Origin of the sequence: Aeromicrobium erythreum (assembly GCF_001509405.1) — a bacterium.
In the GTDB taxonomy this organism is placed as follows: domain Bacteria; phylum Actinomycetota; class Actinomycetes; order Propionibacteriales; family Nocardioidaceae; genus Aeromicrobium; species Aeromicrobium erythreum.
This window is the reverse complement of record NZ_CP011502.1, coordinates 110,522-131,532: the sequence shown is the minus strand read 5'-3', so window position 1 is coordinate 131,532 and position 21,011 is coordinate 110,522. Positions and strand designations below refer to the sequence as shown.

The following is a 21,011-nucleotide window of genomic DNA, read 5'->3' as shown; positions in this document are numbered from 1 at the left end:
GGCCGTCGAGTGCACGTTTGCGTGGGGCCCCACCCAAACCAGCTCCCCCCACCGCAAACATCGGCCCGAACCGCACGTTTGCGTGGGGCCCCACGCAAACGAGCAGGCGCGGCGGGGGGGGAGGGGGTCAGGCGCGGCCGGCGTTGCGGCCGTACCGCGCCAGCACGAAGGTCTCGGCCAGCTGCGCGAGGGCGTAGCCGATCACGGAGACGAGCGTGACCACGACGACGAGCGACCAGAGCTTGTCGTACTGGTAGAGCGCGAGCGCCTGGTTGACCGCCTTGCCGACGCTGTCGGTCGTCGTGAAGTACTCGGCGATCAGCGCGCCGGTGATGGCGCCGGGCACCGAGATCCGGATGGCGGCGAAGATCGACGGCAGCGCCGTCGGGAACGCGACCCGACGCATGACGTCCCACGACGAGCCGCCGTAGACGGTCACCACGTCGTGCATCTGCGGCGTCACCGACCGCAGCCCGTACGCGATGTTCACGAGCGCCGGGAACAGCACGACGATGCCGCTCATCACCGCGACGCACCAGAACCCGTTGCCGAACAGCAGGGTGATGATCGGTGCGAGCGCCACGAGCGGCACGGTGCGCACGATCATGACGACCGGCATGGTGGCCGCCTCGACGCCCGACCACAGCACCATGACCGTCGCGAGCACGAACGCGGCGCTCAGGCCGGCGACGAAGCCGATCCCGGCGTCGATGACGGTCTGGCCGAGCGCGCCGAGCACCTCGGCGCGGTTCGCGGCGGCGTCGTCCTCGGTGAACAGGTAGGCGATGACGTCCTGCGGCAGCCGGGTGGTGAGGTCGCTGACGCCCGTGAGGGTGACGAGCGCGTACCAGGCGCCGATCGTCGCGGCCAGCACGACGAGGATGGTGAGCAGGGGCCGGGCGACGGCGAGGACCCTCATGAGGCCGCTCCCCGCGACCACGGCGCCACGACGCGACCGAGCAGCCCGAGCAGGGCGTACGCCAGGCCCGACACGAGCGCGCAGCCGATGCCGAGCGACCACGCGAGCGCGGTCTCCCGGTTGTTCTGGCTGAGGATGAGCGACGGTCCGACGCCGATCTCGAGGTGCCGGTCGAAGTACTCGCCCAGCAGCGCCCCGAGGAAGGCCGCCGGTGCCGCGATCTGCAGCGTCGTGAACAGCGCCGGCAGCGCAGCGACGACCCGCACGCGCAGCAGCTGCTGCAGGCGGCTCCCGCCGTAGACCTCGACGACGTCGAGCGTCGCCTGGTCGGCCGCGCGGAACCCGAGCACGGCGCCGACGACGGTCGTGAAGAACACCGAGACGGCCGCGAGGTCGATGGCCGTCGCGGACAGTCCGCCCTTCTCGGGGATCTCGTGCACCGTGATGAGGATCGGCGCGAGCACCACGATGGGCAGGCAGTAGGTGATGACGGCGAGCTGCATGACGATGGGCTCGATGAACGGCACGAGCAGCACGAGCACGGCGACGGTCAGCGCGAGGGCGACGCCGACGAGGTAGCCGTACAGCGACTCCTCGAGCGTGATCGAGAAGACGGTGCGGTAGTAGTCGAAGCCGCGGTCGGCGAAGGTCGACAGCACCTCGCCCGGCGTCGGCACCTGGAAGCGCGCGAGCACGGTCGCCGCGACGAGCCACCAGAGCGCGACGGTGCCCACGAGGCCCGCCGCGCCGATCCCGAGCGTTTTCGTGCGCTCGGGCGAGAGCGACAGGGTGCTCATCACTCGACCGCCGCCCCGCCGGCGCCGAACAGCAGCTCCGAGGCCTGGTCGTGCAGTGCGTGGAACTCCGGCGTGCGCATCATCTCCGGCACGCGCGGGCGCGGCAGGTCGACGTCGATGACCTCCTTGATGCGGCCGGGTCGCGGGCTCATGACCGCCACCTGGTCCGACAGGAAGATCGCCTCGGAGATGCCGTGCGTGACCATGAGCGTGGTCGCGGGCTTCTCGGTCCAGATCCGCAGCAGCTCGACGTTCAGCCGCTGGCGGGTCATGTCGTCGAGCGCGCCGAACGGCTCGTCGAGCAGCAGGACCGACGGCTTCACCACGAGCGAGCGGGCGATCGACACGCGCTGACGCATGCCTCCTGAGAGCTGCGCGGGCTTGGCCTTCTCGAAGCCCTCCAGGCCGACGAGCGCGATGAGCTCCTTGACCAGGGCGTCGTCGGGCTGCTCGCCCGAGACCTGGAACGGCAGGCGGATGTTGGACTCCACCGACCGCCACGGCAGCAGGGCCGAGTCCTGGAAGGCGATGCCGAGCTCGTGGTCGCGGCGCAGCTCGGTGGGCGACTTGCCGTCGACGGTCGCGCGTCCGCTGGTCGGCTTCTCGAGGCCGGCCAGGATGCGCAGGATCGTCGACTTGCCGCAGCCCGACGGGCCGAGCAGCGACAGGAAGCTGCCCTTGTCCGTGTGCAGGGTGGCGTCCGTGAGGGCGACCACCTCCTTGCGTCCGACGGAGAACGTCTTCGACAGGTCCTGGATGTGCAGGCCGGTGCCGGCGGTGGGGACCGTCAGGGCCCCACCGCCGGCCGGCGTCGTCAGGTTGCTCACGCGGTCCTCACTGGACGAGCTCGGGCTTCTCCTTGAGCAGCTCGTTGAGCGGCTCGAGGTCGAAGAGGTCGTCGGCGGAGATGTCGATGCCGGCCGCCTTGAGCGACGTCAGGTTGGCCTGCACGAGGTCGTCGCTGATCGTGAAGATGCCGTTCTTGGCGGTCTCGTCGGTGTTGACGAGCAGCTCGCACTGCTGCTTGGCCTGGGCGATCTCCTTGTCGAGCTCCAGCGGCGGGTCGATGTCCTTGCCGTAGGTGTCGACGGCGAGCTTCGCGCCCTTCTCGTACCCGGCCTCGCCGTCGCAGGCGTCCTTCCAGCCCTTGATCTCGGCCTCGAGGAACGCCTTGACGTAGTCGGGCTTCTTCTTCAGCGTCTCGTCGGTCGTGATGATGCTCTCGGCGACGAACGGCAGGTTGTTGTCGGCGAAGGAGAGGTCGACGGTGTCGAAGCCGTGGCTCTTGACCAGCAGCGACTCGTTGGTGACGTAGGCGACGAGGCCGTCGATCTGCTTGTCCTCCAGCGGGGCGACGTCGAAGCCGTTCGGGACGATCTCGACGTCCTTCTCGTCGATGTCGTTCGCGGCGAGGAAGGCCTTGAAGAGGCTGAGGTTCGGGTCCTGGACGCCGATCTTCTTGCCGATGAGGTCCTGCGGCGTCTTGATGTTGCCCTGGTCGGCCAGCGACAGGATCGAGAACGGGTTCTTCTGGTACGTCGCACCGATGATCTTGAGGGGGAAGTCGGAGTTGGTGATCGCCGAGGCCGTCGAGACGGCGTTGCTGAGGCCGAAGTCGGCCTTGCCGGTGGCGACGATCTCCTCCTGGGCGACCGGTCCGGCCAGGAAGGTGGCCTTCCCGAGCCCGGCGTCCTTGTAGTAGCCGGCGCTGTCGGCGATGAACTCGCCCGCGAACTCGGCGTTCTTGATCCAGGAGAACTGGACGGTCACGTCTCCGAGGCCGTCGCCCGACGACTCGTCCGCGGAGTCAGAGCTCGAGCCGCACGCGGACAGGGCGAGGGCGGCGGCCGAGAGCACCGCGGCGACACGCGCGGTGGTTCCTCGGCGGATGGACTGGTTCATGACTGTGGCACTCCCTGGCTCGAGCAGCGTGCGCTGCTGACGATGAAACCCCCGTTACAGACCGAGACGTTAGGAGCGTCGCGTTCCGCTCCCGACGCATCGGCATTACGCCTGCGTAAATCTCAGTAGGCCGTCCGCGCGGCGTGGCTGAGCCACGCGTCGAAGGGCGACGACGCGTCGGCCGTGCGGGTCGCCTGGACCGTCGTGCCCCACGTCGCACGGTCGCGCGAGAAGAGCTCGTAGAACTCGCGGTCGTCGAACCCGCCGCGGGCCGCGTCGTCGCGGTCGGCGGCGAACACGACCCGGTCGACACGCGACCACAGCGACGTCGCCAGGCACATCGGGCACGGCTCGCAGGAGGAGTACAACGTCAGTCCTGCCAGGGAGAAGTCGCCGATCGCCCGGCACGCGGCGCGGATGGCGACGACCTCGGCGTGGGCGCTCGGGTCGAGGTCGCGGGTGACCCGGTTCTGTCCCGTGGCGACCAGCTCGTCACCCTTCACGAGCACCGCCCCGAAGGGTCCGCCACCCTCGGCCACGTTCTGCGTGGCGAGGTCGACGGCCAGTGCCAGCCACGTCGCGTCCTGCTCGTCGCTCATCGTCGACTCCCTCTCTCGTGCTCCTGCCGGGGATCGTCGCAAGAGGGTGTTTCGTGAGCGTTTCTCCACCGTCCCCGCGATGAAACACTTGTCCCGCAGGCTGGGTCCGTGCTCGACATCGCCCCCACGCTCCGCACCTGGACGACCGAGGGTCGTCGCGTCGCCGTCGCCACCCTGGTGGCCGTGCACGGCAGCGCGCCGCGCGCGGTGGGCGCGGCCATGGCGGTCGACGACACCGGACGCGTGGTCGGCAGCATCTCCGGCGGGTGCGTCGAGGGTGCCCTCGTCGCCGAGTGCGAGGAGGTCCTCGCGGGAGGGCCCACGCGACGGCGGACCTACTCCGCAGGCGACTGGCTGGAGCCCGGCCTGATGTGCGGCGGGACGATCGAGGTGCTCGTGTGCGACCTCGCGTCGCTCGACGCGGAGCAGTGGCACCAGGTCGAGTGCGCGGCGGGCGGGAGGTCCGCGACCCTGACGCTCGCCGGCACCAGCATCTCGGTCCAGCGGCCGCCGAAGCTCGTGGTGGTCGGAGCCGTGGAGTTCGCCGTGGCGCTGTGCGCGCTCGCGTCGCGCGCCGGCTTCGCCGTCACCGTCCTCGACCACCGCGCGACCTTCGCGACGAAGGAGCGCTTCCCCGACGCGACGGCGGTCGTCGTGGCCGACCTCGCGGACTGGTGCGCGACGCGCACGTGGTCGCCCGAGGACGCCGTGTGCGTGCTCGGGCACGACCTCGACCGCGACACGGTCGTGCTCGCGTCGGCCCTGGAGGGCGGGGCCGGCTACGTCGGCGCGATGGGCTCGCGCACCACGCACGAACGACGCGTGCGCGCCCTCGACGGCGTCGACGTCAGCCGTCTGCGCTCCCCCCTCGGGCTCGACCTCGGCGGCTCGGGCCCCGAGCACACCGCCGTGGCGATCCTGGCGGAGGTGCTGGCCGTCCGCCACGGCGGCTCGGCGCAGCCGCTCTCGGCCACGACCGGACCGATCCACCGGTCCCCCGCGCGCCTCGACCCGGCCTGAGGGCCGGCCGACCTAGCCCCGGCGCTGCCGACTCGGTGGTGCGTCGGACCCGGTCTGCGCGAGCCGCCAGACCCGGTCTCGACTCATCGGCAGCGTGCGGGGACGTGCGCCGAGCGCGTCGGTGATCGCGTTGGCGAGGGCCGGGGCCACCGGGTTGTACGGTGCCTCGCTCATCGACTTCGCGCCACGCGGGCCGAGCTCGTCGTGGGTGTCGGCGAAGAGCACCTCGGTCGTGGGCACGTCGGCCATCTGCGGCACGCGGTAGGAACGGAAGGTGCGCGTCACGACGTGTCCGTCCTCCACGACCACCTCCTCCTGCAGGGCCGAGCCGATCGCCTGCGCGACACCGCCCTCCACCTGGCCCCGGAGCTGCTCGGGGTTGATCACGACGCCCGCGTCGGCGGCGTGCACCGACTGCAGCACCCGCACCTCGCCCGACGTCGGGTCGACCGCCACCCGGAAGCCGTGGACGTTGAAGGCCACCGAGCGTGGGCTCCCGTCGTGGGTGCCCTCCGCCGACAGCCCGTCGGGCACGACCTCGCGGAAGCTCAGGAGCGACCCGTCGGGCAGGCGCACGCCGTCGCGCTCGAGCGTGCAGTGGCCGCGGGCGACGCCGGCCGCACGGGCGGCGAGCGTGAGCAGCTCGGCGTGCAGCCGCTCGGCCGCCACGTGCACCGCCTTGCCCGCGACGACGGAGCCGGCCGAGCCGTAGGCGCCGGTGTCGTAGCCCGACGTCGCCGTGTCGCTCTGGCGCACCCGGACGCGGTCGGGCGTCGTGGCCAGCTCGGTCGCCGCGAGCTGGACGTGCACCGTCGTGGTGCCGTTGCCGAACTCGGCGGTGCCGACGGAGACGGTGTAGCGGCCGTCGGCGTCGACCGCCACCGCCACGTCGGTGAAGTGCCCGCGCGGCGGGATGGTGGCGATCATCGCCATCGCGACGCCGCGTCCCGTCGGCCAGCCCTCGGGAGCGTCGTCGCCGCGACCCGACGCGAGCGCGGCGTCGACGAGGTCGAGGCACTGGTCGAGCCCGTAGGAGCCGTACTCGAGGTCGTCCTCCTCCAGCGCCGTGACCACGAACGGGTCGCCGGGCACGACGGCGTTGCGACGTCGCAGCTCGGCGGGGTCCAGCCCGAGCTCGGCGGCGAGGTCGTCCATGGCCGACTCGATGCCGAACATGACCTGCCCGAGGCCGTAGCCGCGGAAGGCGCCCGACGGGAGCTGGTGGGTGTAGACGGCCTCGGCGTCGACCCGCTTGTTGGGGCAGCGGTACTGCGCGACCGACTCGTGGCAGCCGTGGAACATGACGCCGACGGCGTGGTTGCCGTAGGCGCCGGTGTCGGACAGCACGTCGAGCTTGAGCGCCGTCAGGTGCCCGTCGGCGTCGGCGCCGAGCGTGACGCCGACCCGCATGGGGTGGCGGCACGGCACGATCGTGAACTGGTCCTCGCGGCTCAGCTCGTACTGCACGGGGCGTCCGGTGCGCAGGACGGCCAGCCCGATGACGTCCTCGACGAGCATCTCCTGCTTGCCGCCGAACCCGCCGCCGACCCGGGCGGCGAGCACCCGCACCCGCTCGCGCGGCAGGGAGAGCACGTGGGCGAGCTCGTCGCGCACCAGGAACGGCACCTGCGTGCTGGTGCGCACCACGAGGGTGCCATCGTCGGCCAGCCAGCCGCGGCCGCCGTGCGTCTCGAGCTGGGCGTGCGAGACCCGCGACGTCTGCCACGTGCCCGACACGACGGCGTGGGCCGAGGCCAGCGCCGCCTCGACGTCGCCGTGCTCGTCGTGCAGCTGGGCGACGACGTTGCGGGTGGGCTCGGCGATGCGCGAGACGACCGGGTCCTTGTCGCCGTGCACGAGCGGCGCCCCTGGCCGACGCGCCGCGTCGGGGTCGAGGACCGCGGGCAGCACCTCGTACTCCACGTCGACGAGCCGGCAGGCCTCCTGCGCGGTGGCGACGGTCTCGGCCACGACCACCGCGACGCGCTGGCCGGCGAACCGCAGGACGGGGTCGAGCATGCGCGTGTCGTCGGGGTCGTCGAGCCGGCTCTGGTGCCGGCCGGTGGAGTAGAGGACGTCGGGGGCGTCGTGGTGGGTGAGGACCAGGTGGACGCCCTCCAGCGCCTCCGCCCGTGACGTGTCGATCGAGGCGATGCGCGCGTGCGGGTGCGGGCTGCCGAGCACCGCGACGTGGAGCAGGTCCGCCGGCGCCTCCAGGTCGAGGGTGAAGGGCTCCTGCCCGGCCACGACGCGGCGGGCCGCCGGCGCGGCGACCGAGGCGCCGAACGCCTCCCCCGCCGGGGCCTCGCCGACGTTGGCCGTGCCGGCGAGGGCGTCGCGGACCGAGCGGTAGCCGGTGCAGCGGCACAGGTTGCCCTTCATCGAGCGGCAGAGGTCGTCGTGCGCGAGCCCCTCGGGCAGCGTCGACGCGGTGACGACCATGCCCGCCGTGCAGAACCCGCACTGGAACCCGGCCGCGTCGACGAAGCGCTGCTGCACGGGGTGCAGGTCGTCGGGCGTCCCCAGGCCGGACGCCGTCGTCACCTCGCGACCGGCGGCCCGCACGGCCGGGAAGACGCACGAGTGCGTCGGGTCGCCGTCGACCAGGACGGTGCAGGCACCGCAGTCGCCGGCGTCGCAGCCCTTCTTGACGTCGAGGCGGTCGTGGTCGCGCAGGTAGGTGCGCAGGCACTGGCCCGGCGTCGGGGCCGTGGTGACGCTCGCGCCGTTGACCCGCACCTCGAACGTCCCTCTCTCGACGGGACCTGCCTCGACGGGACCTGTCTCGACGGGACTGCTCATGCCAGCTCCTCCACGACCTCGAGCGCGCAGCGCAGGGTCTGCGCGGCGCGCCAGTCGGGCGCGCCGTGCGGGTCGTCGTACCAGCGCTCGATCGTGCTCACCGCGGTCGCGACGTCGGACTCCGTGGGAGCCGGGCCGAGGTCGAGCACGTGGGGGCGGTGGGTCGAGGCGGTCACGCTGACGTGCACGCCGCCGTCCGGCTCGCGCCGGCCGACCAGCACCGCGCCCGAGCGGCCCATGGGGGTGAGCGCCGCGCGCCGGAAGGCCGTCGTCGACGCGAGCGACGCACGCGGCACCTCGAACGCACGCACGAGCTCGCCCGGGTCCAGCGACGTCCGGCGCACGTCGGTCACGAGCGACGCGACCGGCACCCGACGCTCGCCACCGGGCCCCCACACGACGGCGTCGGCGCCGAGGCCGGTCAGCAGCGAGGTGGCGCCGCCGGCCGGCAGCGCCAGGCACACGTTGCCGCCGACGGTGGCGCGCCGGGAGACCTTGCTCGACATCACGAGCGCCTCGACGCACGGCCGCGCCACCGCGAGGCCCGGCAGCCCGGACCGCTCGGCGTGCGTGACGAGGTCGAGGAGGGAGCACGTGGCCCCGATCGTCAGCCCAGTCGTCAGCCCGGTCGTGGGGCCGTCCGCTGCTCCGGCGTCGAGCTCCCAGTCGGGCCAGCCCAGCGCCAGGAGGTCGACGAGGCCGGTGGTCGTCACCTGCGGCTCGGAGAACAGCCACGTGCCGCCGGCCAGCCAGGTCTCGCCAGGTGCGAGGACCAGGTCGTCCGGGCCGGTGGGCAGACGGAAGGTCTCGACGGTGTGCAGGTCCACGGCCTCAGTCCTCGATCTCGCCGAGCGCGCGGTAGGCCGCCGCGATCGCGGCCACCCGCTGGCCCGCCGCCGGGCCGAGCGCGTCGAGGACGCGCGACGACAGCGCCGCGACGACGCTCATCGCCGCCGCGTAGCTGTCGAACGCGGCCTGCGTCGAGGCGCCGCACTCGATCCACACGTCGCCCGGCGACGCGAGCCGGCGGCCCGACGGGTCGGCCATGAGCACGACCCGGGCGCCCTGGGACCTGACGAGGTCGAGCAGCGCGGCGATCTCGGGCGGGCGGCGACGGAACGCGACCACGACCACGACGTCGTCGGCGCCCAGACCGACCACCTCGTCGGACAGCGACTGCCCCGGCGACGGCGCGACCCCGACGCCGGTCCGCGCCTGCGTCAGCTGCTGGGTCAGGTGCAGCGCGACAGGGTAGCTGTTGCGCATCCCGACGACCGTCACCGTCGCGGCACCGGCCAGCAGCGCCGCCGCCTGCTCGATCGCACCCTCGGCCGCGGTGAGCACGCGGTGCAGGTGCTCGACCTCGGTCTCCAGGTGGCGCGCGACGCTCGGCGGCGCCCCCACCGGCACCGGCAGGCCCGCGTTGCGCAGGACGAGCAGCTGGTCGCGGACCTGCGTGAAGTCCTCGTAGTCGAGCCGGCGGAACAGCCGGCTCATCGTCGCCTTGGAGACACCGGCCAGGTCGGCGAGCTCCGACGCGCGGTACATGGCGAGGTCGTGCAGGTGCTCGAGCAGCACGTCGGCCGCGCGGCGCTCCTGCGGGGCGAGGTCGGCGTACTTCTCGGTGATGCGCACCTCGATCGGCCGCGCCTCCTCGCGGGGAGCCCCTGACGGGTCCAGGGCGGTGGTGCTCATGAGGCTGCGACCTTCGCCGCGACCTCGAGGACGGCGGCCTCGAAGGCGTCGAGCCCGCGCGCGACGTCGATCTCGCGGACGTCCTCGTCGGGGTGGTGGCTCACGCCGTCGTGGCAGCGTACGAACAACATGGCCACGTCGGTGACGGCCCCGACGGCCATGCCGTCGTGGCCGGCGCGGCTCCACAGCCCCATCGGGGTGGTGTCGCCCGTGCCCACGATGCCGCTGACGACGGCGTCGGTGAGCCAGGGCGCGCACGGCATCGCGGGCGCCCGGTGCGTCTCGGTGACCCGCAGCCCCAGCCCCCGCGCGGCGCACAGCCGCTGCAGCTCGGCCTCCAGGTCCTCCCACATCGCGTCGCGGGCGGCGTCGGTGGGCGCGCGCAGGTCGAGGCTGACCTCGACGTGCCCCGCGATCACGTTGACCGCGCCCGGGCGGGCCTCGATCCGGCCCGTCGTGGCGATGCAGCCCGACGGGCGGACCATGCGCTCGATCGCCGTGATGCACTCCGCGGCGCCGACCATGGCGTCCTTGCGGCGGTCGTAGGGCGTCCCGCCGGCGTGGCGGGCCTCGCCCTCCACCTCCAGGACGAAGCGCCGCGCGCCGGCGATGGTGGTCACGTACCCGAGCGAGGCGTCGGCCTCCTCGAGGTAGGGGCCCTGCTCGATGTGCGCCTCGAGGTAGCCCACGAGCTCATCCGGACGCCGCGCGGCGGTGCCGACGGCGCGCGGGTCGAGCCCGAACTCCTCGAACGCGGTCCGCAGCGTCATGCCGCCCGCGTCGCAGAGGTCCCACCACGCGGGGTCCCACGTGCCGGCGGCCGCGCAGCTGCCCAGCAGCGCCTTGCCGAACCGCGTGCCCTCCTCGTCGCTGAACCCGACCACCTCCAGGGCGAACGGCAGGTCGTCCACCCGGTCGCCGAGCCGCTCGGCGACCGCGATGCCCATGAGCACGCCGAGCATGCCGTCGTAGGAGCCGGCGTCGGGGACGGTGTCGAGGTGAGAGCCGAGCAGCAGGGCGGGCAGCCCCGGCTCGCGGCCCTCGCGTCGGCCGTACTGGTTGCCGGCCGCGTCCTGGCGCGGAGCGAGGCCGGCGCGCGTCATCCACCGGGCCACGACCCGGTTGACCGCCGCGTGCTCCGGCGACAGGTAGACGCGTTCCAGGTGCTCGGGGTGGGAGGAGTAGAGGTCCAGCTCGGCGCACCGGGCCAGCACCTCGGCCGCCGAGCCGACCGCGGCGCCGCTCGTGGGCAGGTCCGTCGGGGCGCTCACGCGTAGACCTCCTGCGCAGCGCCGACGCCACCGCCGGCTGTCACGGCGACACCACCGGACCGCAGCACCTGCTCCAGCGCGGCCAACGTGACGAGCACGGCGTCCTTGCGGGCGTTGTAGCCCATCGTGCCGATCCTCCAGACCTTGCCGTGCAGAGGTCCGAAGGAGGTGCCGATCTCGATGCCGAAGTCCTCGAGCATCACCGCCCGCGCGGCGTCGCCGTCGACGCCGTCGGGGATGTGCACCGCGACGACGTTGCTCATCTTGTGGTCGACGTCGCCGAAGACCTCCAGACCGAGCCCACGCACCCCGGCGAGCATCGCGGCGCCGTGCAGACGGTGCCGCTCGACGGCGGCGTCCATCCCCTCCTCCACGAGCAGCCGCGCGCACTCGCGCGCGCCGTAGAGCATCGTCGTCGCCTCGGTGTGGTGGTTGAGCCGGCGCGGACCCCAGTAGTCCATGATCATCGCGAGGTCGAGGTAGTTCGAGGCGATGCGCACGCCCCGCGCGACGTCGCGCTCCTCGGCGATGCCCGCCTCGACGTGCCGCCGACCGTCGATGACGTCGACGGCACGCGGCGAGATCGTGATCGGCGACGAGCCGGACGGACCACCCAGGCACTTCTGCAGGCTGGCGGTCGCGACGTCGATCCCCCACGCGTCGGTCTCGAACGGGTTGCCGCCGAGGGAGGCGGTGGCGTCGCAGTACAGCAGCACGTCGTGCCGTCGGCAGATCTCGCCGAGGTCGGCCAGGGGCTGGCACATGGTCGTGGAGGTGTCGCCCTGCACGACCGCGAGCACCTTCGGCCGGACCTCGACGATCGCCGCCTCGACCTGCTCGGGCGCGAACACGGTGCCCCAGTCGGTCTCGATCGTGTGCACCTCGGCCCCGCACCGCTCGCCGATCTCGGCGAGCAGGTGGCCGAACCGTCCGAAGACCGGCACGAGCACCCGGTCGCCGGGCTCCAGGAGCGAGACGAGGGCCGCCTCGATGCCGGCGCGCGACGTGCCGTCGACGAGGAAGGTCTGCTCGTTCGCCGTCGCGAACACCTCGCGGTACAGACCCATGACCTCCACCATGTAGCCGGTCATGGCCGGGTCGTACTGGCCGACGAGCTGGGCCGACATCGCGCGCAGCACGCGCGGGTCGGCGGTGATCGGACCGGGTCCCATCAGCAGGCGGGGCGGGGGGTTCACGGGAGCGGTGTCCATGGGTCCTTCCATCGGTGGTGCGACAAGGTGCGGGGTCACGACGACGGCCTCTCGAGCTGCCGGCCGTGGCGGTGGTAGACCTGGTCGACGTCGACCAGCTCACCTCGCACGACGGTGCTGACCACGCGGCCTGCGAGGCGCAGCCCGTCGTAGGCGGAGATCGGGTTCCTGTGGGCCAGCCGTGCCGCCTCGACGTGCAGCTCGACGGCGGGGTCGTACACCGCGAGGTCGGCGTCGGCGCCGACGGCGATGCGTCCCTTGCGCGACAGTCCGACGAGGTCGGCGGTGCTCGTCGACATCCAGCGGCTCAGTCGCTCGAGCGGGATGCCGCGCAGCCGCGCCTCGTGCGCCAGGACGGCGAACCCGACCTGCAGGCCCGACACGCCGCCCCACGCCTGCTGCAGGTCGCCGTCGCCCTTCAGCTTCTCCTCGACGGTCGACGGCGAGTGGTCGCTGACGATGCAGTCGACCAGCCCCTCCTGGAGGGCCTGCCAGAGCGCCTCGCGGTTGCCGGCGTCGCGGATCGGGGGGCAGCACTTGAACTCCGGCGCCGCGTCGGGGATCGTCTCGGCGCTGAAGGTGAGGTAGTGCGGGCAGGTCTCGACGGTCAGCGGGAGACCCTCGGCCCGCGCGTCGGCGATCAGGTCGATCGCCCGCGCGCTGCTCAGGTGCAGCACGTGCACCCGCGCCCCTGTCTCCCGGGCGCCGTCGACGACCTGGCGGATGGCCGACACCTCCGACGCGTCGGGCCGCGAGAGCACGAAGTCGCGGTACGCGCGGCTGCCGGGCGCCGGCGTGCTGTCGAGGATCGCGGCGTCCTCGGCGTGCACGATCATGAGCGCGTCGAGCCGGGCGACCTCCGCGAGCGCGGCGTCGAACTCGGCGCGGTCCAGCGGCGGGAACTCCTCGACGCCCGACGGGCTGAGGAAGCACTTGAAGCCGAACACGCCGGCGTCCCACAGCGGTTCGAGGTCGGCGACGTTGCCCGGCACCGCGCCGCCCCAGAAGCCGACGTCGACCGCGAGCTGGCCCTGGGCCGCCGCGCGCTTGGCGGCCAGGCCCTCGAGCGTCGTGGTCGGGGGCACGGAGTTGAGCGGCATGTCGACGAGCGTGGTCACGCCACCGAGGACGGCGGCCCGGGTGGCCGAGCTGAAGCCCTCCCACTCCGTGCGGCCCGGCTCGTTGACGTGCACGTGCGTGTCGACGACGCCGGGCACCACGTAGGCGGTGTCGGGGACGCGGTGGACCTCGCCGGCCGGGACGTCGTCGAGGGGTCCGACGGCCGTGACCCGTCCGTCGTCGAGCGTCAGGGTCGCGGGACGGAACTGCCCGTTGACGAGCACCTGCTGGGCCTGGATCGCGTCGAGTCGCATCGGCGTGGTCAGCCCCTCGCCGCGGTCGCTCGTGCGGTCATCGTCGTGCTCGCTCTCGTGTGTCGGTGCGCTCAGCAGAAGCCAGGCACGGTGGCCCACGCCTGCGGGGCCTGCGGTGCGCCCTCGCGCTGGACGGTGGCCTGGATCAGCCCGTAGGGGCGGTCGGCGGCGAAGAAGACCTCGTTCGGGTTGTCGAGCCCGAACGGCTCGAGGTCGACGAGGAAGTGGTGCTTGTTGGGGCACGACAGCCTGATCTCGGCGACGTCGTCGAACTGCTCGAGGACGGCGCGGCCCATCGCGAAGATCGTCTGCTGCAGGGCGAGGGAGTGCACGCTCGCGAACGTCTCGAGCAGCACGGCCTTGATCGCCTCGTAGCGCGCGTTCCAGTCGACGTCGGTGCTCGTGTAGCGCCACCACGCAGTGACCGACGTGGCGAGGATGCGGTCGGTGGTCTCGCGCAGCGTCGTGTACCGGTCGCGGGGGAACCCGTGGAACTCCGAGCCGGTCGACTTGAGCACCGTCGCGTCCTTGAACCCGGCCAGCACCCACGTCTGGTCGCCGTCCTTCTGCACGACGGTGGTGCGGACCTCCCGGCCGGTGCGGACGAAGGAGTGGTCGTGCGGCCGGCCGTCGACCGCGATCCGCTCCCACGCGTAGAGCTCGGCCTCCCAGCGTCCGCCGCAGACCCAGTCGAAGCTGGTGACGAAGTGCTCGCCGAGGGTGAGCAGGAACTGCTCGGGCGAGCCGATGCCGTGCTGCTGCGCGAACGCGTAGACCGTGTTCTTCTGCGTGTCGGTGGCCACGACCTGGCTGTTGTCGCCCTCGACGTGGCACGCCACGAAGTCGCCGCGCAGCTGCGAGGTGACGTTGAGGTCCTCGATCTCGTGCCGATCGGTGTCGCGGGTGATCCGCACCAGCCGGTTCTCGGCCTTCCCGTACTGGTTCGGTCCCAGCACGATGTCGCCCGTCGCCATGGTCAGCTCCCTCGATAGGTGGTGTAGGCGAACGGGCTCAGCAGCAGCGCCACGTGGTGGTGCTCCTGGCCCGTCCCGGCCTCGAACGCGACGCGCACGACGGGGTAGAAGGTGCTGCGGTCCTGGTCGGCGAACCAGGGGCCGGTCGCGAAGACGAGCTCGTGGACCCCGAGGTCGACGGGGTCGTCGAACCGGATCCGGCCGTCGGCGTCGGTGGTCGCGGTGACCGAGTCGTCGAGCGAGACGACCAGGCCGGCCGCCGGGCGACCGAGCGCGGCGTCGAGCACGTGGGTGGAGAGGGTGGTCATGCGAACGTGTCCTCCAGCCGCAGCAGGGCGATCTCGCGGAGCTGGCCTGCGGTGACCGCCAGCTCCGTCTCGGGGTCGTGCGTGAGCCGCTGCTCGAGCAGGGCGAGGATCTCCTCGGCGCTGCGACCGGCCGCGCGCACGAGGAAGATCCGGTCGAACCGCTCCTCGTAGGCCGCGTTGCCCGCCGCGAGCCGTGCCGCGGTGTCGACGCTGGCGTCGACGCCGGACTGCTCGCGGCCGGAGAGCTCGGCGCTGCGACCCGTGCCGACGTGCCGCTCCCCGATGCGCGGGTGGTCGGCGAGCGCGGCCTCGACCTGCGCACCCGTCCAGCCCGCGGCCAGCGCGTCGGCCCGTGCCACGAGCGCCTCGACGCTCCCGTAGGGGCGACCCGCGACGAGGGCGTCGACCCACGCGCCGACGTCGGCGCACGCGCGCAGCACGGCAGCGGCCTTCTCGGCGTCGGCCGTGTCGAACGTCGTGATGTCCACGTGGTCCCTCCCTCGTCCCGAGGAACGCTAGGACCATCGTGTTACGGCGCGTGCAACCCGCGTTTCATCCGGGTAACGGCCCCCGCGGACTCGCCGTCAGGCGTGGAGCGGACCCGTCACGAGGTCGAGCAGGTCGAGGTCGCGGCGGGGCGGGCCCACGAGGCAGACGCCGCACGGCAGGCCGTCGGACGTGGTGAGCGGGACGCTGACCGCCGGCAGCCCGCCGAGCCCGGCCACGCAGGTCAGGCGCAGGGTGGCCGCACGCACCTCGCCGAGGTCGGCACCCAGCTCCGGCGCCACCGTCGGGGCTGACGGCAGCACGACGACCCGGTCGCCGACGAGCCGACGCACCGCGTCGCGCGCGCGGGCGGCGTCGTCGGCGGCCTGCACGGCGGTGTCGTGGTCGATCTCGGCGGCCGCCTCGAACCGGCTGCGCACGTCGGCGCCCAGGGAGTCCAGGCGGGTGCGCAGCCACCAACCGTGGCTCTGCCAGGCCTGCGCCGCCTGGTGCACCCGGAAGACCTCCGGCCACGTCTCCGGCAGGTCCCAGGACTCCTCGACGACGGTGCCGCCGTCGCCGCCCCAGCCCGTGCCGCCGCGCGGACCAGCGCCGAGGAACCCCTCGACCGCCGCCCGCACGTCGGGCGACGCGAGGGCGAGCAGCTCGGGCACCACCACGACGTCGCGCAACGGACGCGGCGCCGCGGCGGGCAGCAGCACGGAGCCGACCCGGCGCAGCAGGCCGGCGTCGCGGGTCATCCACCCGACCGTGTCGAACGACGGGGCGAGCGGCATCAGCCCTGCGGTCGGCACGCTTCCGTGCGTCGGCCGCATGCCGTACAGACCCTGGTAGGCGGCCGGGACCCGGATCGAGCCGCCGGTGTCGGTGCCCAGCCCGATCGTCGCGTGGCCGAGCGCGACGGCCGACGCCGATCCCGACGACGACCCGCCCGAGATGCGTCCGGGCGCCTGCGCGTTGGGCGGGGTGCCGAAGTGCGCGTTCGTGCCGGCCAGGCTGTAGGCGAACTCGTCGGTGCGGGCGATGCCGCGCACCGACGCGCCGGCTCCCAGCAGGGTCTGCACGGCCCACGCGTGGCTCGACTCCACGGGCGCGTTCGCGGCCCAGGTCGGGTTGCCGGCGCCGACCGGTTGCCCGGCCACGGCGAACAGGTCCTTCACCGCGACGCTCTCGCCCGACAGCGGGCCGGTCCCGGGTCGCACGAGCGGGTCGCCGACGGCCCGCCACACCCGGGTGTCGACCGCGGGCGCCGGCACCGCGACGTGGGCGGCCGTGACCTGCCAGCCCACCTCGGTCCGCTCCCACAGCTGGGTCTGCTGGCCGCGGCCGCCACGCTCCGGGGCGGTGACCGCGACGACGAGCGCGTGCGTCGCGTCGACGACCCGCACGTGCACCTCGGCGATCGTGCGCCGCGGCGCGCCCCCGCGCGACCCGCGGAACCGGCTGATCGTCTCGTGGCCCACGAGCACCCCGGCGGCGTCGCCGCGCAGCGTGTCGGGACGGTCGGCGAAGAGCGCGTCGAGCGTCTCGAGGTCGTCGGACATCAGCGCCGTCTCGTACGCCCAGAACGCCTCGAGCAGCCCCTCGGGAGCGTCGTCGCTCATGCGAAGTCCGCCAGCCGGATCCGGGCGTGCACGCCCTTGACCACGTCGACCACCTGGCTGATGTCGAAGTCGGTGGCTGCGCTCAGGTACGCGTACGCGTGCCGCGGGTCCATCCCGTAGCGCGCCTGCAGCAGGCCGATCGCCGCACGCACGCAGTTCTGCGTCGCGACGTCGAGGTCGGGGTCGAGGCCCGTCGGCACGAGGTACTCGCGGGTGCGGGCCAGCGGGCCCACCAGCTCGCCGAACTGCGCCACGGCCTCCTCGCGGGGCACGACGTCGAGCCGCACCGTCGCCCGCAGCGACGCCTCCATGGCGGTGAGTGCGACCTCCCCGCCACCCTGCGCGAAGTGCGGGTCGCCGACGTAGGCCAGCGCGCCGGCCACCTGCACGGGCAGGTAGAGCGTCGCGCCCGCGGTGAGCAGGTTGATGTCGAGGTTGCCGCCGTGTGCACCGGGCGGCACGGTGTGCGGCCGCTCGTCGCCGGCCACCGCGACGCCCATGATGCCGAGGAACGGCGCGAGCGGGAACCGGACGGTGCGCTCGTCCTGCGGTCCGTACGTCATCACCCCGGTGTCGCCCTCGGCGCGGGCGAACACGCTGAAGACGTCGCCGTCGAGCGGGTACTCGCCGGGCAGCGCGCCCCTCCCGTGCCGGTTCGACACGACGCCGTACGGCACCCGCTGCTGCGCGTCGACGAGGGTCATGGCCAGCAGGTCGCCCGGCCTCGCGCCACGGACCTCGATCGGTCCGGTGACCACGTGCGGACCGTCGACCCCGAACGTCCGCGCGTAGCCCGAGGCGGCGAGCGCCACGGCGTCGTCGAGCACGTCGACGCCGTGCGGCTCGAAGAACGCACGCGGGTCGCGACCTTGGTCCTCCAGGATCCCCTCGTGGCTGATCGTGTCGACCACGACCTCCTCGCCCGGCTCGACGGACAGCACGGCGCGGTCGGTGGCGCAGGGCAGCCGGCCCCACAGCACGTGGTCGCCCGTCGACGGCAGGTAGGTCGCGTCGGACGGGACGCCGGTGCCCGTGTGGAGGGGTGCGGAGTCGAGCGGCGTGCTGCGTGGGAGGCCCTGGCGGGTGGTCATGGACGGACACCCTAGAGACCTCATGTCACGGACTCGTGACATCCCGGCCACGGCGCCGCGCCACCCCGCCGTCAGACTCTGGGGATGCTGCGCCGCATCACGTCCGACCGGATGAACCTCGTCCTCATGCTCGCCCTCACCTTCTCGACGGGGGTGATCGACGCCGTCGGCTACCTCGGTCTCGACCGCGTGTTCACCGGCAACATGACCGGCAACGTCGTGATCCTCGGCATGGCCGTCGTCGGTGCCGACGACCTCCCGATCCTCGGACCCGCGCTCGCCCTCGTCGGGTTCCTGGCGGGCGCGGCGCTCGGCGGCCGGGTGCTGAAGGGCGCGCGGACGGGCTGGTCGGCACGCACCACCACGCTGATCGCCTGCGTCGGTGCGTCGATCCTCGCGCTCGGCGTCGTGCTGTTCGTGGTCGGCGACGACGTGGGCCACGCGGGCCAGGTCGTCATCACGACGCTGCTCGGTGCGGCGATGGGCCTGCAGGCCGCGACCGCGCGGTTCATCGCCGTCAAGGACGTCACCACCGTGGTCGTCACGTCGACCATCACGGGTCTGGCCGCCGACTCGGTGCTCGGCAACGGCAAGGGTGGCGGGTCGGGTCGGCGCGTGGCGGCGGTGGTGCTGATCCTCGCGGGCGCGGCGGCGGGTGCCCTGCTGCTGCGCTGGCACCTGGGGGCCGGTCTGCTGCTCGCGGCCGCGGTCACGCTGGTCGTGTGCCTGGTGGGGGCGCTGCACGCGCGAGCTGCGGTCCCCGCGTCCGCGCCGTAGCTTGGGCGGTGTGCTGCTGACCTTGGTCGACTGGCGGGTGCGCGTGGCCGCGCTCTACGAGCAGGTCCGCGCGGACCCGGACCCCGAACGGGGGCACGCGACGTGGCGGCAGGGTCGCGACGAGCTGTTCCGCAACCACCCGCAGTCGCCGCTGCCGGCGCGTGACCCGCTGCGCGAGACCGGCCTGCCGTACTGGCCCTACGACCCGGCGTGGCGGTTCGAGCTCCCGCTCCTGCCCGCACCGACCGACGCGTGGGACCCCGACGAGCGCGTCGTCGACGGAGGCGGTGACGGCGACGTCACGATGCTGCGGACCGGGCAGCTGGCGCTCCCGTCGGGCTCGACGCTCGACGTGTGGACGCTGCAGCAGTACGCCGGCGGCATCTTCGTGCCCCTGCGTGACGCGACGTCGGGTCGCGCCGATGGCGCCGCGTCGTACGGCGCGGGCCGCTACCTGCTCGACACCGCGAAGGGGTCGTGGCTCGGCGGCCGGCCGACTCCCCAGGGTGGACACACCGTCGTGCTCGACCTCAACTTCGCCTACCACCCGTCGTGCCGCTACGACGACCGCTGGCGCTGCCCCCTCGCGTCGCCGGGCAACACGATCACCGACGTCGTCGAGGCGGGCGAGCGCCTCCCCGCCTGACCCCCCACCACCCGACCGGTCGAGCCTGTTTGCGTGGGGCCCCACGCAAACAGGCTCCCCCCACCGCAACCATGCGCCCGAACTGCGCGTTTGCGTGGGGCCCCACGCAAACGCGCACCGTCTGCGCGGGCGAGATGCGGTCAGAAGGTGAGGGCGAGGGCGGGGTCGCGCAGGATCGACGCCACGTCGGCGAGGAAGCGCGAGCCCTGCTGGCCGTCGACGACCCGGTGGTCGAAGCTCACCGCGAGCGTCGTGACCCACCGCGGCTCGATCCGCTCGGCACCTCCGGCATCCGGTCCGACCACCCAGGGACGCCGGTCGATCTGCCCGACGCACAGGATGCCCGTCTCGCCCGGGTTGAGGATGGGCGTGCCCGCGTCGACGCCGAACACGCCGACGTTGGTGATCGTGAACGTGCCGCCGCTCATCTGCGCGGGCTGGGTGCGGCCGGCGCGGGCGGTGGCCGTCAGGTCGGCCAGCGCCTCCCCGAGCTCCAGCAGGCTCATCCGGTCGGCACCCGGGATGTTCGGCACCACGAGCCCACGGTCGGTGGCCGCGGCGACGCCCAGGTTCACCGACCCCTTCAGCACGATCTCCTGCGCGGCCTCGTCCCAGCTGGCGTTCAGCTCGGGCGTGCGCGACAGCGCCAGGCACACGGCCTTCGCGACGACGAGCGTCGGCGACACCTTCACGCCCGCGAACCGACGGTCGGCCTTGAGCCGCTCGACGAGCTCCATCGTCGCGCTCACGTCGAGCGTGACCCACTCGGTGACGTGCGGTGCACTGAACGCCGAGCTGACCATGGCCTGCGCGGTGGCCTTGCGCACGCCCTTGACCGGGATGCGCGTGTCACCCTCCACCGACCGCACCGGCGCGGCAGCGGGCGCCGCGACCGTGGGACGTCGGCCGGCGATGAACGCCTCGACGTCGGCGCGTGTGACCACCGGACCGTCGCACGGCACGTCGAGCAGGTCGACACCGTGGTCCTTCGCCAGCTTGCGCACCGGCGGCTTCGCCAGGGCCCGCACGTCACGCGGGCGCGGCTCGGACTCCGTCGGCCGCTCCAGCGTGGTCACCCCACCGGACGGTTCAGCGGCCTGCACGGACGCGTCGCCCTTGCGCCGACGTCGGCGCGTCGAGGCGGTGCGCACGCCGTAGCCGACCAGCACGGGCTCGCGCTTCTCCCCGGCCGACGGGTCCGCCGGCCCCTCGTCGTCCGCCGGCTCGTCGGCCTCGACCAGCGACGACGCGTCGTCGGGGACGACCGGCCCCGTCGGCCCGCCGATCGCGATGATCGGGGTGCCCACCGGCACGGTCGTGCCCTCCGGCACCAGCAGCGCCGTCACCTCGCCCGCGAACGGGCTGGGCAGCTCCACGACCGACTTCGCGGTCTCGATGTCGACGATCGTCTGGTTGACCTCGACCACGTCGCCGACGGCCACGTGCCACGTGAGCACCTCGGCCTCGGTCAGTCCCTCGCCCACGTCGGGCAGCCTGAACTCGCTCATCAGCTCA

20 protein-coding genes are annotated in these 21,011 nt (G+C 73.3%); 3 read left to right on the top strand and 17 right to left on the bottom strand.

What is annotated here, in order from left to right:
* Positions 1 to 127: 127 nt before the first annotated feature.
* From Aeryth_RS00620 to Aeryth_RS00600, 5 genes are all read right to left on the bottom strand, one after another.
* Positions 128 to 919 (bottom strand): ABC transporter permease, encoded by a 792-nt coding sequence (locus tag Aeryth_RS00620; RefSeq protein WP_144433612.1) that lies wholly within the window; start codon positions 917 to 919, stop codon positions 128 to 130.
* A complete protein-coding gene (locus Aeryth_RS00615; protein ID WP_067853244.1) occupies positions 916 to 1,716 on the bottom strand; it encodes an ABC transporter permease in 801 nt (266 codons plus the stop codon). The genes Aeryth_RS00620 and Aeryth_RS00615 overlap by 4 nt, the downstream gene beginning before the upstream one ends.
* Complete coding sequence (locus tag Aeryth_RS00610) at positions 1,716 to 2,543, bottom strand: ABC transporter ATP-binding protein (protein ID WP_067853241.1); 828 nt, start codon at positions 2,541 to 2,543, stop codon at positions 1,716 to 1,718. Before Aeryth_RS00610 ends, Aeryth_RS00615 begins: the two co-directional genes overlap by 1 nt.
* Positions 2,544 to 2,550: 7 nt before the next feature.
* On the bottom strand, positions 2,551 to 3,618 hold the full coding sequence (locus Aeryth_RS00605) for an ABC transporter substrate-binding protein (protein ID WP_067853239.1): 1,068 nt from the start codon (positions 3,616 to 3,618) through the stop codon (positions 2,551 to 2,553).
* Positions 3,619 to 3,740: 122 nt separating this feature from the next.
* A complete protein-coding gene (locus Aeryth_RS00600; protein WP_067853236.1) occupies positions 3,741 to 4,217 on the bottom strand; it encodes a nucleoside deaminase in 477 nt (158 codons plus the stop codon).
* Between the two features lie 108 nt (positions 4,218 to 4,325).
* Here Aeryth_RS00600 and Aeryth_RS00595 point away from each other — a divergent pair, with 108 nt between their 5' ends.
* On the top strand, positions 4,326 to 5,237 hold the full coding sequence (locus Aeryth_RS00595) for an XdhC family protein (protein ID WP_067853233.1): 912 nt from the start codon (positions 4,326 to 4,328) through the stop codon (positions 5,235 to 5,237).
* A gap of 12 nt (positions 5,238 to 5,249) precedes the next feature.
* Here Aeryth_RS00595 and Aeryth_RS00590 read toward each other — a convergent pair whose 3' ends face one another.
* The 11 genes from Aeryth_RS00590 to Aeryth_RS00540 all read right to left on the bottom strand — a co-directional run bounded on the left by Aeryth_RS00590 (position 5,250) and on the right by Aeryth_RS00540 (position 18,073).
* Complete coding sequence (locus Aeryth_RS00590; protein WP_067853230.1) at positions 5,250 to 8,039, bottom strand: molybdopterin-dependent oxidoreductase; 2,790 nt, start codon at positions 8,037 to 8,039, stop codon at positions 5,250 to 5,252.
* Positions 8,036 to 8,866 carry an FAD binding domain-containing protein gene (locus Aeryth_RS00585; RefSeq protein ID WP_067853228.1) on the bottom strand — a complete coding sequence of 277 codons (831 nt, stop codon included), beginning with the start codon at positions 8,864 to 8,866 and terminating at the stop codon, positions 8,036 to 8,038. The genes Aeryth_RS00590 and Aeryth_RS00585 overlap by 4 nt, the downstream gene beginning before the upstream one ends.
* A 4-nt stretch (positions 8,867 to 8,870) precedes the next feature.
* Positions 8,871 to 9,734 carry a MurR/RpiR family transcriptional regulator gene (locus Aeryth_RS00580; RefSeq protein WP_067853225.1) on the bottom strand — a complete coding sequence of 288 codons (864 nt, stop codon included), beginning with the start codon at positions 9,732 to 9,734 and terminating at the stop codon, positions 8,871 to 8,873.
* Positions 9,731 to 11,005 carry an allantoate amidohydrolase gene (locus tag Aeryth_RS00575; protein ID WP_067853222.1) on the bottom strand — a complete coding sequence of 425 codons (1,275 nt, stop codon included), beginning with the start codon at positions 11,003 to 11,005 and terminating at the stop codon, positions 9,731 to 9,733. The genes Aeryth_RS00580 and Aeryth_RS00575 overlap by 4 nt, the downstream gene beginning before the upstream one ends.
* On the bottom strand, positions 11,002 to 12,201 hold the full coding sequence (locus Aeryth_RS00570; RefSeq protein WP_236749784.1) for a pyridoxal-phosphate-dependent aminotransferase family protein: 1,200 nt from the start codon (positions 12,199 to 12,201) through the stop codon (positions 11,002 to 11,004). The genes Aeryth_RS00575 and Aeryth_RS00570 overlap by 4 nt, the downstream gene beginning before the upstream one ends.
* A gap of 50 nt (positions 12,202 to 12,251) precedes the next feature.
* Positions 12,252 to 13,589 (bottom strand): allantoinase AllB, encoded by a 1,338-nt coding sequence (gene allB / locus Aeryth_RS00565; protein ID WP_067861147.1) that lies wholly within the window; start codon positions 13,587 to 13,589, stop codon positions 12,252 to 12,254.
* A gap of 71 nt (positions 13,590 to 13,660) precedes the next feature.
* Positions 13,661 to 14,563 carry a factor-independent urate hydroxylase gene (gene pucL / locus Aeryth_RS00560; RefSeq protein ID WP_067853216.1) on the bottom strand — a complete coding sequence of 301 codons (903 nt, stop codon included), beginning with the start codon at positions 14,561 to 14,563 and terminating at the stop codon, positions 13,661 to 13,663.
* 2 nt (positions 14,564 to 14,565) lie between these two features.
* Positions 14,566 to 14,871 carry a hydroxyisourate hydrolase gene (gene uraH / locus Aeryth_RS00555; RefSeq protein WP_067853213.1) on the bottom strand — a complete coding sequence of 102 codons (306 nt, stop codon included), beginning with the start codon at positions 14,869 to 14,871 and terminating at the stop codon, positions 14,566 to 14,568.
* Positions 14,868 to 15,359, bottom strand: coding sequence for a 2-oxo-4-hydroxy-4-carboxy-5-ureidoimidazoline decarboxylase (gene uraD / locus Aeryth_RS00550; protein ID WP_067853211.1), 492 nt, complete (start codon positions 15,357 to 15,359; stop codon positions 14,868 to 14,870). Before uraD ends, uraH begins: the two co-directional genes overlap by 4 nt.
* 96 nt (positions 15,360 to 15,455) lie before the next feature.
* Positions 15,456 to 16,982: an AtzH-like domain-containing protein gene (locus Aeryth_RS00545; protein WP_067853208.1), complete on the bottom strand. Its 1,527-nt coding sequence runs from the start codon at positions 16,980 to 16,982 to the stop codon at positions 15,456 to 15,458.
* Complete coding sequence (locus tag Aeryth_RS00540) at positions 16,979 to 18,073, bottom strand: acetamidase/formamidase family protein (RefSeq protein WP_067853205.1); 1,095 nt, start codon at positions 18,071 to 18,073, stop codon at positions 16,979 to 16,981. The genes Aeryth_RS00545 and Aeryth_RS00540 overlap by 4 nt, the downstream gene beginning before the upstream one ends.
* A gap of 84 nt (positions 18,074 to 18,157) precedes the next feature.
* Here Aeryth_RS00540 and Aeryth_RS00535 point away from each other — a divergent pair, with 84 nt between their 5' ends.
* Entirely contained in the window at positions 18,158 to 18,850 is a 693-nt protein-coding gene (locus Aeryth_RS00535) for a YoaK family protein (RefSeq protein ID WP_067853202.1), read from the top strand.
* 10 nt (positions 18,851 to 18,860) lie between these two features.
* Positions 18,861 to 19,496, top strand: a complete 636-nt coding sequence (locus tag Aeryth_RS00530) for a DUF1684 domain-containing protein (protein ID WP_067861146.1) — start codon at positions 18,861 to 18,863, stop codon at positions 19,494 to 19,496.
* A gap of 140 nt (positions 19,497 to 19,636) precedes the next feature.
* On the opposite strand, the gene Aeryth_RS00525 is transcribed toward Aeryth_RS00530, so the two are convergent.
* Entirely contained in the window at positions 19,637 to 21,004 is a 1,368-nt protein-coding gene (locus tag Aeryth_RS00525) for a dihydrolipoamide acetyltransferase family protein (protein WP_067853198.1), read from the bottom strand.
* Positions 21,005 to 21,011 lie beyond the last annotated feature (7 nt).

Excerpts from the sequence above, each read along its gene's own strand:
- Aeryth_RS00580 (WP_067853225.1), bottom strand. The coding sequence starts at position 9,734 with ATGAGCACCACCGCCCTGGACCCGTCAGGGGCTCCCCGCGAGGAGGCG.
- pucL (WP_067853216.1), bottom strand. The coding sequence starts at position 14,563 with ATGGCGACGGGCGACATCGTGCTGGGACCGAACCAGTACGGGAAGGCC.
- Aeryth_RS00535 (WP_067853202.1), top strand. The coding sequence starts at position 18,158 with ATGCTGCGCCGCATCACGTCCGACCGGATGAACCTCGTCCTCATGCTC.
- Aeryth_RS00545 (WP_067853208.1), bottom strand. The coding sequence starts at position 16,982 with ATGAGCGACGACGCTCCCGAGGGGCTGCTCGAGGCGTTCTGGGCGTAC.
- Aeryth_RS00620 (WP_144433612.1), bottom strand. The coding sequence starts at position 919 with ATGAGGGTCCTCGCCGTCGCCCGGCCCCTGCTCACCATCCTCGTCGTG.
- Aeryth_RS00540 (WP_067853205.1), bottom strand. The coding sequence starts at position 18,073 with ATGACCACCCGCCAGGGCCTCCCACGCAGCACGCCGCTCGACTCCGCA.
- Aeryth_RS00525 (WP_067853198.1), bottom strand. The coding sequence starts at position 21,004 with ATGAGCGAGTTCAGGCTGCCCGACGTGGGCGAGGGACTGACCGAGGCC.
- allB (WP_067861147.1), bottom strand. The coding sequence starts at position 13,589 with ATGCGACTCGACGCGATCCAGGCCCAGCAGGTGCTCGTCAACGGGCAG.
- Aeryth_RS00600 (WP_067853236.1), bottom strand. The coding sequence starts at position 4,217 with ATGAGCGACGAGCAGGACGCGACGTGGCTGGCACTGGCCGTCGACCTC.
- Aeryth_RS00590 (WP_067853230.1), bottom strand. The coding sequence starts at position 8,039 with ATGAGCAGTCCCGTCGAGACAGGTCCCGTCGAGGCAGGTCCCGTCGAG.
- uraH (WP_067853213.1), bottom strand. The coding sequence starts at position 14,871 with ATGACCACCCTCTCCACCCACGTGCTCGACGCCGCGCTCGGTCGCCCG.
- Aeryth_RS00615 (WP_067853244.1), bottom strand. The coding sequence starts at position 1,716 with ATGAGCACCCTGTCGCTCTCGCCCGAGCGCACGAAAACGCTCGGGATC.
- Aeryth_RS00605 (WP_067853239.1), bottom strand. The coding sequence starts at position 3,618 with ATGAACCAGTCCATCCGCCGAGGAACCACCGCGCGTGTCGCCGCGGTG.